Below are 14,675 nucleotides of genomic sequence, written 5' to 3' on the forward strand. Positions count from 1 at the left end.
AAGTGGAGAGATCACCTTGGTAGAGTACGTAGTTTCCCTCGATAAGCTCGGCGTCCATGATGTAGAGCATGTGGGGGGCAAGAACGCATCCCTCGGCGAGATGATCAGTAATCTTGCAGGCGCTGGAGTCTCGGTGCCCGGTGGTTTCGCCACCACGGCCCAGGCGTACCGCGATTTCCTCGAGCTGAGCGGCCTCAACGCCCAGATCCACGCCGCGCTGGACGCCTTGGATGTCGATGATGTCAACGCCCTGGCCAAGACCGGTGCCCAGATCCGCGAATGGATCATGGACGCCGAGTTCCCCGAGAAGCTCAACGAAGAAATCCGTACCGCCTTCGCAGCACTGTCGGCCGGCAACCCGGACATGGCAGTTGCCGTACGTTCCTCGGCCACCGCTGAAGACTTGCCGGACGCCTCTTTCGCTGGTCAGCAGGAAACCTTCCTGAACATCCGCGGCGTTGAAAACGTGATCCGCGCCGCCAAGGAAGTGTTTGCCTCGCTGTTCAATGACCGCGCTATTTCCTACCGCGTACACCAGGGTTTCGACCACAAGCTGGTGGCTTTGTCTGCCGGTGTGCAGCGCATGGTGCGTTCGGAAACCGGCACCGCCGGCGTGATGTTCACTCTGGACACCGAATCCGGTTTCCGTGACGTGGTGTTTATCACCGGCGCCTACGGCCTGGGTGAAACCGTCGTACAAGGCGCGGTTAACCCGGACGAGTTCTACGTCCACAAACACACCCTTGAGGCCGGCCGCCCGGCCATCCTGCGCCGCAACCTGGGCAGCAAGGCCATCAAGATGATCTACGGTGACGAGGCCAAGGCCGGTCGCTCGGTGAAAACCGTTGAAGTCGACAAGGCCGAACGCGCGCGTTTCTGCCTGACCGACGCTGAAGTCAGCGAACTGGCCAAACAAGCGATGATTATCGAAAAGCACTACAAGTGCCCGATGGACATCGAGTGGGCCAAAGACGGTGACGACGGCAAGCTGTACATCGTGCAAGCGCGTCCGGAAACCGTGAAGAGCCGCACTTCGGCCAACGTCATGGAACGCTACCTGTTGAAAGAAACCGGCACTGTGCTGGTGGAAGGCCGTGCCATCGGCCAGCGCATTGGCGCCGGCAAAGTGCGGATCATCAAGGACGTATCCGAAATGGACAAAGTCCAGCCCGGTGACGTGCTGGTCTCCGACATGACCGACCCGGACTGGGAACCGGTGATGAAGCGCGCCAGCGCCATCGTCACCAACCGTGGCGGGCGTACCTGCCACGCGGCGATCATTGCCCGAGAGTTGGGGATTCCCGCAGTCGTCGGTTGCGGCAACGCCACCCAACTGTTGAAAGACGGCCAGGGTGTGACCGTGTCCTGCGCCGAAGGCGACACCGGCTTCATCTTTGAAGGTGAGCTGGGCTTCGATATCAAGCAAAACTCCATCGATGCGATGCCGGACCTGCCGTTCAAAATCATGATGAACGTCGGCAACCCCGACCGTGCGTTCGATTTCGCGCAGTTGCCGAACGCCGGTGTGGGCTTGGCCCGCCTCGAGTTCATCATCAACCGCATGATCGGCGTACACCCCAAGGCGCTGTTGAATTACGACGGCCTGCCACTGGAAATCAAGGAAAGCGTCGACAAGCGCATCGCCGGCTACAACGACCCTGTGGGTTTCTACGTCGAGAAGCTGGTGGAAGGCATCAGCACCCTGGCGGCGGCGTTCTACCCGAAAAAGGTCATCGTGCGCCTGTCGGACTTCAAGTCCAACGAGTACGCCAACCTGATCGGCGGCAAGCTCTACGAGCCCGAAGAAGAAAACCCGATGCTGGGCTTTCGTGGCGCTTCGCGTTACATCAGCGAAGCCTTCCGTGACTGCTTTGAGCTGGAATGCCGTGCCCTCAAGCGCGTGCGCAATGAGATGGGCCTGACCAACGTCGAGATCATGGTGCCGTTTGTACGCACCCTGGGCGAAGCGAGCCAAGTCGTCGACCTGCTGGCTGAAAACGGCTTGTCCCGCGGCGAGAATGGCCTGCGCGTGATCATGATGTGCGAACTGCCGTCCAACGCCATCCTGGCCGAGGAGTTCCTGGAGTTCTTCGACGGCTTCTCCATCGGTTCCAACGACCTGACCCAGCTGACCCTGGGCCTGGACCGTGACTCGGGGATCATCGCGCACCTGTTTGATGAGCGTAACCCTGCGGTCAAGAAGCTGCTGGCCAACGCCATCCAGGCCTGTAACAAGGCCGGCAAGTACATCGGCATCTGCGGTCAAGGCCCTTCCGACCACCCGGACCTGGCCAAATGGCTGATGGAACAGGGTATCGAAAGTGTCTCGCTGAACCCCGACTCCGTGCTGGAAACCTGGTTCTTCCTGGCGGAAGGCCAAGCGTCCGCCTAAGGTCGTGACGTCAAAAGTGCCGGTCACCCAGCCTGGGTGACCGGCATTCTTATCTGTACAGGGCGGAACTCCATCCGGACGCCGCCCTTTTTTGTGCAAGAGCATTATGCAAAGCAGCAGCAACCTATTTCCCGTCGCCTTGATCAGCGCTGAACGTCGTGGCGACCTGAGTGAAGATGTGTACCGCCTCAAACCCGGCAACAGCCCCGACGGCACCGTCGAGCTGGCTGTGACCCGTTTGGGCCTGGCGGATGTCCCGCAAAACCGGGGCACGCCGGTTATTTTATTGCACGGCAGTTTTTCCAATCGGCGCTTCTGGTATTCGCCCAAAGGTATCGGCCTGGGTGCTTACCTGGCGCGTCAGGGATTTGATGTGTGGATCCCGGAAATGCGCGGCCATGGCCTGTCCAAGCGCAATCAGGATTACGCCAGAAACCGCGTCGCCGATTATGCGCGTTACGATTTGCCGGCGATCGGTGCATTTGTCCGTGAGCAAAGCGCACAAATCCCGCACTGGATCGGCCACTCCCTGGGCGGCACCGCCTTGGCAGCGGCCCTGGGCGGTCAGCACCTTGGCGCGCCAGCCGTGGCGTCGGTAGCGCTGTTTGGTTGCCAGGTCAGCCGCACCCACTGGCCGCTGAAAATTCCGCCGTTGGAGTGGACCGGCCGTCTGCTCTTGAAACGTTTTGGTGAAGTATCCGGCGTACGGCTCAAACGCGGCCCCGAGGATGAGCCGGCGGGCGTGATGATCGAAGCGATGCGCTGGAACGGCCTGTTCGGTCGTTTTGGCGAAGGCAAGCAGGACTGGTGGAAGGGGCTGGCCGACGTCGACGTGCCGCTGCTGGCCGTCAGCGCTGCTGGCGATCAACAGGACCCGGACTGGGCCTGTCGAAAGTTGTTCGAACAAGTCGGCTCTGAACATCGCCAATACCTGTGCCTGGGGCGCAAGCAAGGCTTCAGCGGGGATTTCGGGCACGTCGAGATGCTCGTCAGCAAGGCCGCGCAGACTGAAGTGTGGCCGTTGGTGGCGCAGTGGTTGAAAGACCCACTGACACCTTTACTGGCGGCAGAGCCGCAGGTGGTTGCAACGGTTTAGCGCAACCGCTCTGCCAAGGGCGTTTCACTCGGCAGAGGTTGCGGCTAAGATATGACGCATCAAACGCTTCTGGTCATATTCAGTCGCGCAGTCGCTATTGCGTTGCGGTGGTGTGAGTCTGATCATGGCCGCCGCTAACGGGGGAGCGCTTAAAGATCAGCCGTTGTGACGCGTTTTGCTGATGTACACCGTGGGATTGTTCGACCTCTTCTTTGACGACAGGAGTTTCTCGATGAACCATTACGTGACGCCCGATCTGTGCGACGCCTACCCGGAGCTGGTGCAGGTAGTTGAGCCGATGTTCAGTAATTTCGGTGGCCGAGACTCCTTTGGCGGTGAAATCGTCACCATCAAGTGCTTCGAAGACAATTCGCTGGTCAAGGAACAGGCCGACCAACCGGGCGCCGGCAAGGTGCTGGTGGTCGACGGCGGCGGTTCCCTGCGCCGCGCGCTGCTGGGCGACATGATCGCCGAGAAAGCCGCAAAAAATGGTTGGGAAGGCTTGGTGATCTACGGTTGCGTGCGTGATGTCGACGTCCTCGCCCAGACTGACCTGGGTGTGCAGGCGTTGGCGCCTCACCCAATGAAGACCGACAAACGCGGCATTGGCGACCTGAATGTGGTGGTGACGTTTGCCGGCGTGACATTCCGCCCTGGTGAGTACGTCTACGCCGACAATAATGGCGTGATCGTTTCGCCAAGCCCGCTGAAAATGCCTGAATAAACCGCAGTAGCCGAAAGGGGTGAGGATGTTCGAGGAAGAAAACGCGCAATGGGGGCTGGTGCATGCCCTGGTGCTGGACGGTAAAGGCGGTGCGCGTTCGATTGCCCGGACTGAGCTCGACGACTTGCAACTGCAACCCCAGGAAAGCCTGTGGCTGCATTGGGATCGCAGCCATCCACAGACCCAGACCTGGTTGCGTAAATCCAGCGGTCTGAGCGAATTCGCCTGCGACTTGTTGCTGGAGGAGAACACCCGCCCGCGCCTTTTGCCGCTGCCGGACAGCGAATTGCTGTTGTTTCTGCGCGGGATCAACCTCAACCCGGGCGCCGAGCCGGAAGACATGGTCTCGGTGCGTATTTTTGCGGCAGCCAGTCGCGTGATTTCCCTGCGCTTGCGCCCATTGCGGGCTACCGATGAGCTGCTGGTGCAACTGGCTGAGGGCAAAGGGCCAAAAACCGCTTCTGAACTCATCCTTTATATGGCGCAGTACCTGACCAATAAAGTGCAGGATCTGGTCACCGACCTGTCCGAAGTCGTCGATTTAGAGGAAGAAAAACTCGATGCCGACGAACGGTATACCCCGGAGCACGGCAACGTCTTGCAGATCCGTCGACGGGCTGCCGGATTGAAGCGTTTCCTGGCACCGCAGCGGGATATTTTTGCGCAACTGACGCGGATCAAATTACCGTGGTTTTGTGATGACGATGCTGACTACTGGAACGAACTGAACAACAGCCTGACTCGCTACCTGGAAGAGCTAGAACTGACCCGGGAGCGCGTGGGGCTGGTACTTGAGGCCGAAGACCGGCGCTTGAGCGTACGCATGAATCGCACCATGTACCGCTTCGGGATCATCACCGGCATCTTCCTGCCGATGAGTTTTCTGACCGGTTTGCTGGGTATAAATGTGGGCGGGATTCCGTTCTCCGCCAGCCCCTATGGATTCGTGATTGCCTGCCTGTTGATGGTCTCGGTAGCACTGGGGCAATGGTGGCTATTTCGACGATTGCGCTGGGTTTGACCTGAATATGAACTGAACGTAGTCAGGGGTACATGTGACCCCAAGAATTTAACCCTCGTCTTTTAACTCACTTGCGAGAGGTCTTTATGCACGATCCGTTCGAACAGTCTTTGCGTGACATGCTCAATGCGTCGCCATCCAACCGTGATGACGATGCCTGCCTGGGCCGCGTGTTGAAAACCGCCAACCGTCAGGTAGGGGCGGGCGACCTGTTCGGTCTGCTGGGTCGTTGGTTGCCGGCATTGATGATGGCCTTGAACAATGGTTCGGCCCACGTATCGCCGGTTTCGCGTCGTAAACCTCTTGCTCGCACTGCTGATAAGGCTGATTGAATATGGAACTTGATCTCTGGACCCAGAGCCTGGTCACCGCGATGACCGCATTGTGGACCAAGGTGGCGAATTTTATTCCCAACCTGTTTGGTGCTCTGGTTTTGGTGTTGCTGGGCTTTGTCGTGGCCAAGTTGCTCGACACCCTGCTGTCCAAATTGCTTGCAAAATTGGGGCTGGATCGCTTGATGGCGGGCACCGGCCTGACGAAGCTGCTGGGCCGTGCAGGGCTGCAAGTGCCGATCTCAACGCTCATCGGTAAGATCGTTTATTGGTTCGTTCTGCTTATTTTTCTGGTTTCTGCGGCTCAATCCCTTGGACTTGAGCGAGTTTCAGCTACGCTCGACATGCTGGCGCTGTATTTGCCGAAAGTTTTCGGCGGCGCGCTGGTATTGCTGGTAGGTGTTTTGCTGGCGCAACTGGCCAACGGGCTGGTGCGCGGTGCTGCTGAAGGCGTGGGGTTGGACTATGCTGCGGGCCTGGGGCGAATTGCCCAGGGGCTGGTGATCATCATCAGTATTTCCGTCGCGATCAGCCAGTTGGAGGTCAAAACTGACCTGCTAAACCACGTGATTGTGATTGTTTTGATTACCGTTGGTCTGGCAGTTGCGCTGGCCATGGGTTTGGGAAGCCGGGAAATTGCCGGCCAGATTCTTGCGGGAATCTATGTGCGTGAGCTGTATCAGGTTGGGCAACAGGTGCGTGTGGGCGAGGTCGAAGGGCAAATCGAGGAGATTGGCACGGTCAAGACGACGGTGCTGACCGATGACGGTGAGCTGGTATCGCTGTCCAATCGGATTCTCCTGGAGCAGCAGGTCAGTAGCCGCTAACCCGGCAAATCCTGCTAATGTACGCCGCCGCAAACCCGGGAGACCGGGCTGTAGCGGACATTGACCTGACTGTCGGCACGACTTGTTTTGAATAAAGCCCAAACGCTGTCCACGCGCTATGACCCCCGTGAGCTCTCTGATGAGGAGTTGGTCGCGCGCTCGCACACGGAGCTGTTTCACGTAACACGCGCGTACGAAGAATTGATGCGCAGGTATCAACGCACTCTGTTCAACGTTTGTTCAAGGTATTTAGGGAACGATAGAGATGCGGATGATGTCTGTCAGGAAGTGATGCTCAAGGTGCTATACGGCCTGAAGAACTTCGAGGGCAAATCGAAGTTCAAGACATGGCTCTATAGCATCACGTACAACGAGTGCATCACGCAGTATCGTAAGGAACGGCGAAAGCGTCGCTTGATGGACGCTTTAAGTCTGGACCCCCTTGAGGAAGCGTCTGAAGAGAAGGCGCCGGTACCCGAGGAAAAGGCCGGACTTGATCGCTGGTTGGTGCATGTGAATCCGATTGACCGTGAAATTCTGGTGCTACGATTTGTCGCAGAGCTGGAGTTTCAGGAAATTGCTGACATCATGCACATGGGTTTGAGTGCTACAAAAATGCGTTACAAGCGTGCTCTTGATAAATTACGTGAGAAATTTGCGGGCGAGACTGAAACTTAGTGCGTGGCAAATATCTCTTACGTGTAGGCAAGTTCTGTTAGACTTGTCGCCGAGTTGTCCCCCGGTTTGTGGGACTGCTTTACAATCACCAGATGGGGATTTAACGGATGAAACTGAAAAACACCTTGGGCTTTTCCATTGGTTCTCTTATTGCGGCCACTTCTTTCGGCGCTCTGGCACAAGGCCAAGGCGCAGTTGAAGGCCAGCTGTTCTACAAGAAGCAGTACAACGATAGCGTTAAGCACATCGAAGACGGCTTCAACCCTGGCGCAAGCATCGGTTACTTCTTGACCGACGACGTGTCGATCAACCTGAACTACGACACCACCAACCACACCCGTTCGAACGACGGTACTGGTTCCCAGAAGATCAAAGGTGACACTGGCAGCGTAACTGCTCAGTACCACTTCGGTCAGGCTGGTGTTGATTCCCTGCGTCCATACGTAGAAGGTGGTTTCGGTCACCAGAGCCGTACCAACGTACAGGCTGACGGCCACAGCGGTCGCGACCAGACTACTCTGGCAATCGCTGGCGCTGGCGTGAAGTACTACTTCACCAACAACCTGTTCGCTCGTGCTGGCGTTGAAGCTGACTACGGCATCGACAACGGCAAGTGGGACTACTCCGCACTGGTTGGCCTGGGTGTGAACTTCGGCGGCAACGCCGGCGCAGTCGCTCCAGCTCCTACCCCAGCACCAGCTCCAGAGCCAACTCCAGAGCCAGAAGCTCCAGTTGCTCAGGTTGTTCGTGTTGAGCTGGACGTTAAGTTCGACTTCGACAAGTCCGTTGTTAAGCCTAACAGCTACGGCGACGTGAAAAACCTGGCCGACTTCATGAAGCAGTACCCACAGACCACCACCGTGGTTGAAGGTCACACTGACTCCGTTGGTCCAGACGCTTACAACCAGAAGCTGTCCCAGCGTCGTGCTGACGCTGTTAAGCAAGTCCTGGTCAAAGACGGTATCGCTCCTAACCGTGTAAGCTCGGTTGGTTATGGCAAATCCCGCCCAGTTGCTGACAACGCAACTGAAGCTGGCCGCGCTATCAACCGTCGCGTAGAAGCCTCGGTAGAAGCTCAAGCTGCTCAGTAATTACTGAGTGGTAAAAAAAAGCCCGGCTTAGGCCGGGCTTTTTTTCGCCTGTAATTTGCCTTAGGCGCTCGCTGACATGCCAATGCAGGCCGCCTGCTCTGCACCAGCAACACTGCCGATCACCAGGATCGCCGGGCTTTTGAGAGCAAATGCCTGTGCATCGGTATGCATGTGCGCCAGAGTGCTGCGGCATTCGCGTTGCTGAGGCAATGAGGCGTTCTCGATCATCGCCACCGGCATATCCGCTGCCATTGCGCCGTTGAGCAATTGCTGACGAATCTCCTCCAGTTTCGCTACGCCCATATACACCACCAATGTCGTCCCGCCCTCGGCCAAGGCGCGCCAGTTAAGGCTGCTGTCGTCCTGGGTATGCGCGGTGACCAGCGTGACGCCGCGGCTGACCCCGCGCAGCGTCAGTGGAATATCGCAGTTGGTTGCACCTGCCAGGCCCGCAGTAATCCCGTTGACCAACTCCACTTCAATACCACGGTCACGCAACCACAGCGCTTCTTCGCCGCCCCGGCCGAAAATACACGGGTCGCCGCCTTTGAGTCGCACCACGCATTTGCCCTGGCGCGCATAGCGCAGCATCAGGCGGTGGATAAAATCCTGAGGTGTAGACCGGCACCCACCGCGCTTGCCCACGGTGACCACACGAGCGTGCGGGCAGTGTTCGAGCACCACCGGGTTGACCAAGTCATCGATCAGCACCACATCGGCTGCGTGCAGGGCGCGTACCGCCTTGAGCGTCAGCAGCTCCGGATCACCGGGGCCTGCGCCTACCAGCCAGACTTTTGCGCTCATGTTTATCCCCTTACACACTGATTGCGATTGGCAGCGACGCGCTGGCCAAAAGACGTTTGATTTCCGGTACACAGGAGCCGCACTGCGTGCCGCACCCCAGTTCCTGTTTAAGCCCTGCCAGGTCCAGGCCACGGGCGATACCGGCGCATACCGCGCTTTCGCTGACGTTCTTGCAGTTACACACAATCTTGCTGCTGGCTGCCGCGCCGCCCGGTGGTGCACTGAGTGGGGCCAGCAGCCAGCGGCGTAGTTGATCGTCGGCACGGCCTTCCAGCCACAGGCTCTGCAGCCAATGCCGCGCCAGGGTTTCGCCGGCCAGGCGCAGCGCGGTAATGCGGCCTTTTTCGATTTTTACCCGCTTGCCAATCGAACGGCGCGGATCGTCATAGGCCATGACTGGGCCGTCATTGAGGCCCAGCAGTTCGTCGATGCGGGTTAACAGTTGCAAGTCGGGCGCTTCGGTATGGGCTGCGCGCACCAGAAGTGCCGGCCGTTCACGCCCGGCCAGGCTCAAGCTGACGTAGGCAAAGCCCTCACACAGCGGGCGTAGGGCGTCAAAGTGTTGCTGCACATTTCCTTCGATCAGCGCGAACAACTGCCATGGCAGTTGCACAGGCTCCAGGCGCACGCTGCTGTGTTTGAGTTCGGGCTGTTTCGACAAGGGGTCGAACGCCGGCTGGGTAAGGGCATTAACACCGCCCTTGAGAAAGCGATCACCCCAATGCATGGGCAGGAACGCCTGGCCGGGGCGCACGCTGTCATCACTGCTGACAGCGACAATCACACTGCCGCGACGGCTTTTCAGGCTGACCAGATCGCCCTCTTTGAAACGGTGCCGACGCAGCTCATCCGGGTGCAGGCTCAACAAGGCTTCATTGACGTGACCGAACAACTGCGCGGCGGTACCGGTGCGGCTCATGCCGTGCCATTGATCGCGCAGGCGCCCGGTGATCAGGGTCAGTGGGAAGCGCGCGTCACGTTGCTCTTTAGCGGCACGGTAAGGGTCAGCGATAAAGTGCGCGCGGCCGCTGTCTGTCGGGAACACGCCCTCGGTGTACAGACGTGGGGTGCCCGCTTGTGCGTCCACGGGAAATGGCCATTGCTGCGGGCCGAGCTGGTCGAGCAGGGCATGGCTGATACCCGATAGGTCGAGGTCACGGTCGCGGGTCAGTACCTTGTATTCATCAAAGATCTGCGCCGGTTGTTCGAAGGCGAATAAGCTCGGCAACCCCGGGCGCAAGCGTTGTTCCAGGCGTTGTGCGAAATCCACGGTAATCGCCCAGTCCGGCCGCGCTTCGCCGGGTGGGGCGACGGCGCGGCGCACGTGGGAAATCCGCCGTTCGGAATTGGTCACCGTGCCTTCTTTCTCGCCCCAACTGGCGGCGGGTAACAGCAGGTCGGCATAGGCGGCGGTTTCGGTGGTGCGAAAAGCCTCCTGCAACACCACGAACGGGCAGGCCGCTAATGCGGCACGTACGCTGTTCTGGTCTGGCAAGGATTGCGCGGGGTTGGTACAGGCAATCCACACAGCCTTGATCTTGCCGGCCTGGATCTGTTCGAACAGTTCGATAGCGGTCAGCCCGATAGGCGCCGGCAACGCTTCGACGCCCCAATACGCCGCGACTTCGGCCCTGTGCTCAGGGTTGGCCGCCTCGCGATGCCCCGGCAGCAGGTTCGACAAACTGCCGGTTTCGCGCCCGCCCATAGCATTCGGTTGGCCGGTCAGGGAAAACGGCCCGCAACCCGGCCGGCCAATAGTGCCGGTGGCCAAGTGCAGGTTGATCAGCGCACTGTTTTTGGCGCTGCCGGCGGTGGACTGGTTAAGCCCCATGCACCACAGCGAGAGAAAACTGCTGGAGGTGCCGACCCACTCTGCGCACAGGCGCAACTGCTCAACGCTGATGCCGCACAACTGCGTGACCATCTGCGGCGTGTAGTCATGCACCAGTCGCTTCAACTCGACCAACCCATCGGTATGCGCCTGGATAAAGTCGCGGTCGATCCAGTCTTCCCACAGCAACAGGTGCAAGATCCCATGGAACAGCGCCACATCAGTGCCCGGCAGGATCGCCAGGTGCAGGTCAGCCAAGTCGCAGGTGTCCGTGCGCCGTGGGTCGATCACCAGCACTTTCATCTGCGGGCGCCGCGCCTTGGCTTCCTCAAGGCGTCGGAACAGTACCGGATGGGCGTAGGCCATGTTGCTGCCGACGATCATCACGCAGTCACTCGCCTCCAGGTCTTCATAACTGCACGGCGGTGCATCGGCGCCCAGGCTGCGTTTGTAGCCGACCACTGCCGAAGACATGCACAGCCGCGAGTTGCTATCGATGTTATTGGTGCCCACCAGCGCCCGCGCCAATTTGTTGAAGCTGTAGTAATCCTCGGTCAGCAATTGCCCGGAGATATAGAACGCCACGCTGTCCGGCCCATGTTCGGCGATGGTGTCGGCGAACACATTGGCCGCGTGTTCCAACGCGGTGCTCCAGTCGGTACGGGCGCGGGCCAGGTCTTTGCCCAGGCGCAGTTCCGGGTACAAGGCGCGGGCGGCCAGGTCGCCGGTCAAATGCAGGCTGGAGCCCTTGCTGCACAATTTGCCGAAGTTTGCCGGGTGGCTCGGGTCGCCCTGCACACCGAGGATCTGCTCGCCGTCATGCTCGATCAGCACGCCGCAACCCACCCCGCAGTAACAGCAGGTGGACGCGGTGGTCTGGCGGTTCATCAACCGGCGTCCCGCAGGGCCAGCATCACTCGGCCGTTTTCGACGCGGGCGGGGTGATGGTGGGCGCAGCCTATGTCCGGCGCCTGGGCTTCACCCGACGCCAGGTCGATCTGCCAGTTGTGCAGCGGGCAGGCCACGCGCTTGCCGTAGATCAAGCCTTGGGACAGCGGCCCGCCTTTGTGTGGGCAGCGGTCATCAAGAGCGAAAACCTCATCGTCACTGGTACGAAAAATCGCAATATCGCCTTTTGGCCCAGTGATGATGCGCGAGCCCAGGGCGTTGATTTCATCCAGGGCGCAGATATCCAGCCAGTTCATGCCGACACCTCCAGCTGTTTGACGGGGATGACCTCGAATTCCTTTTTCAGCAGCGGCTGTTCCAGGCGTTCTTTCCACGGGTCTTGTTCAAATGACAGCGAGAATTGCAGGCGCTCGTTGAGCGCCTGGCGCCGGGCCGGGTCTTCCAGAACGGCTTTCTTGATGTGCTCCATGCCTACCCGTTGCAGGTAATGCACGGTGCGCTCGAGGTAGAAAGCCTCTTCGCGATACAGCTGCAGGAACGCGCCGTTGTATTCACGCACCTCTTCGGCAGTTTTCAGCTTGACGAAAAACTCCGCGACTTCGGTCTTGATCCCGCCGTTGCCGCCGATGTACATCTCCCAGCCGGAGTCGACGCCGATAATGCCGACGTCCTTGATGCCCGCTTCCGAGCAATTGCGTGGGCAACCGGACACCGCCAGCTTGACCTTGTGCGGCGACCACATATTGAACAGGTCGTGCTCCAACTCGATACCCAACTGCGTGGAGTTCTGCGTGCCGAAGCGGCAGAACTCGCTGCCCACGCAAGTCTTCACGGTGCGGATGGATTTGCCGTAAGCGTGGCCGGAGGGCATGTCGAGGTCCTTCCACACACCGGGCAAATCCTGTTTCTTGATGCCCAGCAGGTCGATACGCTGGCCACCGGTGACCTTGACCATTGGCACGTTGTACTTGTCGGCCACATCGGCAATGCGCCGCAGCTCCGACGGATTGGTCACACCGCCCCACATCCGTGGTACTACGGAGTAGGTGCCGTCTTTCTGAATATTGGCATGGGCGCGCTCGTTGATCAGGCGCGATTGCGGGTCGTCCTTGGCCTCGCCGGGCCAGGTGGAGATCAGGTAATAGTTCAGGGCCGGGCGGCAGGTCGCGCAGCCGTTGGGGGTGCGCCAGTTCAGGTAGCTCATGGTGCCGGCGATGGTCAGCAGGTGCTGGTCGCGGATCGCCTGGCGGATTTGCCCGTGGTTGAGGTCGCTGCAGCCGCAGATGGCTTTTTCGCTTTTGGGTTTTACGTCGGCGGCGCCGCCCACGGTGTTGATCAGGATCTGTTCCACCAACCCCGCGCAGGAACCGCAGGAGCTGGCGGCCTTGGTGTGTTTTTTGACGTCATCGACACTGAACAGCCCGTGTTCCTGAATCGCCTTGACGATGGTGCCTTTGCACACGCCGTTGCAGCCGCAGACTTCGGCGTTGTCGGCCATGCTCATGGCTTTGTCCTGGCCTTGGTGGCCGACATCGCCTAAAGCATTTTCGCCAAACATCAGGTGATCACGAATCTCGCCAATCGCGTGGTTCTCACGGATCTGGCGGAAATACCAACCACCGTCGGCGGTATCGCCGTACAGGCACGCGCCGACCAGGATGTCGTCCTTGATCACCAGCTTCTTGTACACGCCGCCAATCGGGTCGGAGAGGGTAATGGTCTCAGTGCCTTCACCGCCCATGAAATCCCCGGCGGAAAACAGGTCGATACCGGTGACCTTCAGCTTGGTCGAGGTCACCGAGCCTTTGTAAGTGGCAAAGCCCAGTTGAGCCAGGTGATTGGCGCAGACCTTGGCCTGTTCGAACAGCGGCGCCACCAGGCCGTAGGCGATCCCACGGTGGCTGGCGCACTCGCCGATGGCATAGATGCGCGGATCGTAGGTTTGCAGCGTGTCATTGACCAGAATCCCTCGGTTGCAGGGGATGCCGGATTTCTCCGCCAGTTCGGTGTTGGGGCGGATGCCGGCGGCCATCACCACCAGGTCGGCGGGGATGATGTCGCCATTCTTGAACTGCACCGAGCCGACGCGACCGTTGCCGGCGTCGTGCAGCGCTTGGGTTTGTTCGCACAGGCGAAACACCAGGCCACGGCTTTCCAGTTCGGTTTGCAGCAATTGCCCGCTGGTTTTATCCAGCTGGCGCTCCAGCAGCCATTCGCCGATATGCACCACGGTCACGTGCATGCCGCGCAGCATCAGGCCATTGGCCGCTTCCAGGCCAAGCAGGCCACCGCCGATGACCACCGCGTGTTTGTGGGTCCTGGCGGTGTCGATCATGGCCTGGGTGTCGGCGATGTCGCGGTAGCCGATCACGCCCTGCAAGGTGTTGCCGGGGATTGGCAGGATAAACGGCGTCGAGCCGGTTGCGATCAGCAGGCGATCATACTCGGCCTCGCTGCCGTCCTCAGCGATGACGATGCGTCTTACGCGGTCGATCTGCACCACTTTGCGGTTGAGCAACAGCTTGATGTGGTTATCCAGGTACCAATCGAGGTCGTTGAGCACGATCTCTTCGAAAGTCTGCTCACCGGCCAGCACCGGCGACAGCAGGATACGGTTGTAGTTGGTGTGGGGCTCGGCGCCGAACACCGTGATGTCGTACAGGTCGCTGCTCAGCTTGAGCAATTCTTCAAGGGTGCGAACCCCGGCCATGCCGTTGCCGATCATCACCAATTTGAGTTTCTTCATGTCGTTCTCCGCAATGGCTCGACAAATCGTGCGCAAACAAAAAAGGCGTCCCCACCAGTTACCTGGCGAGGACACCTTTGTCCGGTCCCGTTCTCTCGGGAAGCTTGGCCCTTCGACGTTGAAGGGGCGGCTATATGTGAGTTGTTGATGAAGCTAATGCAGCGGTTGTGCCAAGTCGGCAGGCGCCGGTTTTATTGGGATTCCCATCAATATTGTGTGGGAAA

General features: G+C 59.4%; 12 protein-coding genes. 8 read left to right on the plus strand and 4 right to left on the minus strand.

Going from position 1 to position 14,675, the window contains the following annotated elements; all coding sequences use genetic code 11:
* Window positions 1–16: 16 nt before the first annotated feature.
* From ppsA to P5706_RS08255, 8 genes are all read left to right on the plus strand, one after another.
* Window positions 17–2,392 (plus strand): phosphoenolpyruvate synthase, encoded by a 2,376-nt coding sequence (gene ppsA / locus P5706_RS08220; protein ID WP_200432315.1) that lies wholly within the window; start codon window positions 17–19, stop codon window positions 2,390–2,392.
* 106 nt (window positions 2,393–2,498) lie between these two features.
* Complete coding sequence (locus P5706_RS08225; RefSeq protein WP_200432316.1) at window positions 2,499–3,488, plus strand: alpha/beta fold hydrolase; 990 nt, start codon at window positions 2,499–2,501, stop codon at window positions 3,486–3,488.
* A gap of 232 nt (window positions 3,489–3,720) precedes the next feature.
* Window positions 3,721–4,212 (plus strand): ribonuclease E activity regulator RraA, encoded by a 492-nt coding sequence (rraA, locus tag P5706_RS08230; protein ID WP_200432317.1) that lies wholly within the window; start codon window positions 3,721–3,723, stop codon window positions 4,210–4,212.
* A gap of 25 nt (window positions 4,213–4,237) precedes the next feature.
* Window positions 4,238–5,233: a divalent cation transporter CmaX gene (gene cmaX, locus P5706_RS08235; protein WP_200432318.1), complete on the plus strand. Its 996-nt coding sequence runs from the start codon at window positions 4,238–4,240 to the stop codon at window positions 5,231–5,233.
* Window positions 5,234–5,319: 86 nt separating this feature from the next.
* Window positions 5,320–5,565: a hypothetical protein gene (locus P5706_RS08240; RefSeq protein ID WP_005790375.1), complete on the plus strand. Its 246-nt coding sequence runs from the start codon at window positions 5,320–5,322 to the stop codon at window positions 5,563–5,565.
* A gap of 2 nt (window positions 5,566–5,567) precedes the next feature.
* Window positions 5,568–6,392, plus strand: coding sequence for a mechanosensitive ion channel family protein (locus P5706_RS08245; RefSeq protein ID WP_003193288.1), 825 nt, complete (start codon window positions 5,568–5,570; stop codon window positions 6,390–6,392).
* A gap of 87 nt (window positions 6,393–6,479) precedes the next feature.
* The gene (gene sigX, locus P5706_RS08250; RefSeq protein WP_017134760.1) at window positions 6,480–7,070 is read left to right on the plus strand and encodes an RNA polymerase sigma factor SigX; all 591 of its coding nucleotides are present in this window, start codon (window positions 6,480–6,482) and stop codon (window positions 7,068–7,070) included.
* A 107-nt stretch (window positions 7,071–7,177) separates the two neighbouring features.
* The gene (locus P5706_RS08255; protein WP_285678951.1) at window positions 7,178–8,161 is read left to right on the plus strand and encodes an OmpA family protein; all 984 of its coding nucleotides are present in this window, start codon (window positions 7,178–7,180) and stop codon (window positions 8,159–8,161) included.
* Window positions 8,162–8,221: 60 nt separating this feature from the next.
* Here P5706_RS08255 and cobA read toward each other — a convergent pair whose 3' ends face one another.
* From cobA to nirB, 4 genes are read right to left on the minus strand one after another with little or no spacing between them, the layout of a single operon-like run.
* Window positions 8,222–8,965, minus strand: coding sequence for a uroporphyrinogen-III C-methyltransferase (cobA, locus tag P5706_RS08260; RefSeq protein ID WP_285678952.1), 744 nt, complete (start codon window positions 8,963–8,965; stop codon window positions 8,222–8,224).
* Window positions 8,966–8,975: 10 nt separating this feature from the next.
* Window positions 8,976–11,684: a nitrate reductase gene (locus P5706_RS08265; protein WP_285678953.1), complete on the minus strand. Its 2,709-nt coding sequence runs from the start codon at window positions 11,682–11,684 to the stop codon at window positions 8,976–8,978.
* Window positions 11,684–12,001 (minus strand): nitrite reductase small subunit NirD, encoded by a 318-nt coding sequence (nirD, locus tag P5706_RS08270; protein WP_200432322.1) that lies wholly within the window; start codon window positions 11,999–12,001, stop codon window positions 11,684–11,686. The genes P5706_RS08265 and nirD overlap by 1 nt, the downstream gene beginning before the upstream one ends.
* The gene (gene nirB, locus P5706_RS08275; protein ID WP_017134765.1) at window positions 11,998–14,451 is read right to left on the minus strand and encodes a nitrite reductase large subunit NirB; all 2,454 of its coding nucleotides are present in this window, start codon (window positions 14,449–14,451) and stop codon (window positions 11,998–12,000) included. Before nirB ends, nirD begins: the two co-directional genes overlap by 4 nt.
* Window positions 14,452–14,675 lie beyond the last annotated feature (224 nt).

The sequence above is a fragment of the Pseudomonas sp. ChxA genome, from assembly GCF_030263855.1.
GTDB classification, from domain to species: domain Bacteria; phylum Pseudomonadota; class Gammaproteobacteria; order Pseudomonadales; family Pseudomonadaceae; genus Aquipseudomonas; species Aquipseudomonas fluorescens_CB.

Coding starts and splice junctions, on each gene's coding strand:
- cobA (WP_285678952.1), bottom strand. CDS start 8,965: ATGAGCGCAAAAGTCTGGCTGGTAGGCGCAGGCCCCGGTGATCCGGAG.
- nirB (WP_017134765.1), bottom strand. CDS start 14,451: ATGAAGAAACTCAAATTGGTGATGATCGGCAACGGCATGGCCGGGGTT.
- P5706_RS08255 (WP_285678951.1), top strand. CDS start 7,178: ATGAAACTGAAAAACACCTTGGGCTTTTCCATTGGTTCTCTTATTGCG.
- P5706_RS08240 (WP_005790375.1), top strand. CDS start 5,320: ATGCACGATCCGTTCGAACAGTCTTTGCGTGACATGCTCAATGCGTCG.
- nirD (WP_200432322.1), bottom strand. CDS start 12,001: ATGAACTGGCTGGATATCTGCGCCCTGGATGAAATCAACGCCCTGGGC.
- P5706_RS08225 (WP_200432316.1), top strand. CDS start 2,499: ATGCAAAGCAGCAGCAACCTATTTCCCGTCGCCTTGATCAGCGCTGAA.
- rraA (WP_200432317.1), top strand. CDS start 3,721: ATGAACCATTACGTGACGCCCGATCTGTGCGACGCCTACCCGGAGCTG.
- cmaX (WP_200432318.1), top strand. CDS start 4,238: ATGTTCGAGGAAGAAAACGCGCAATGGGGGCTGGTGCATGCCCTGGTG.
- P5706_RS08245 (WP_003193288.1), top strand. CDS start 5,568: ATGGAACTTGATCTCTGGACCCAGAGCCTGGTCACCGCGATGACCGCA.
- P5706_RS08265 (WP_285678953.1), bottom strand. CDS start 11,684: ATGAACCGCCAGACCACCGCGTCCACCTGCTGTTACTGCGGGGTGGGT.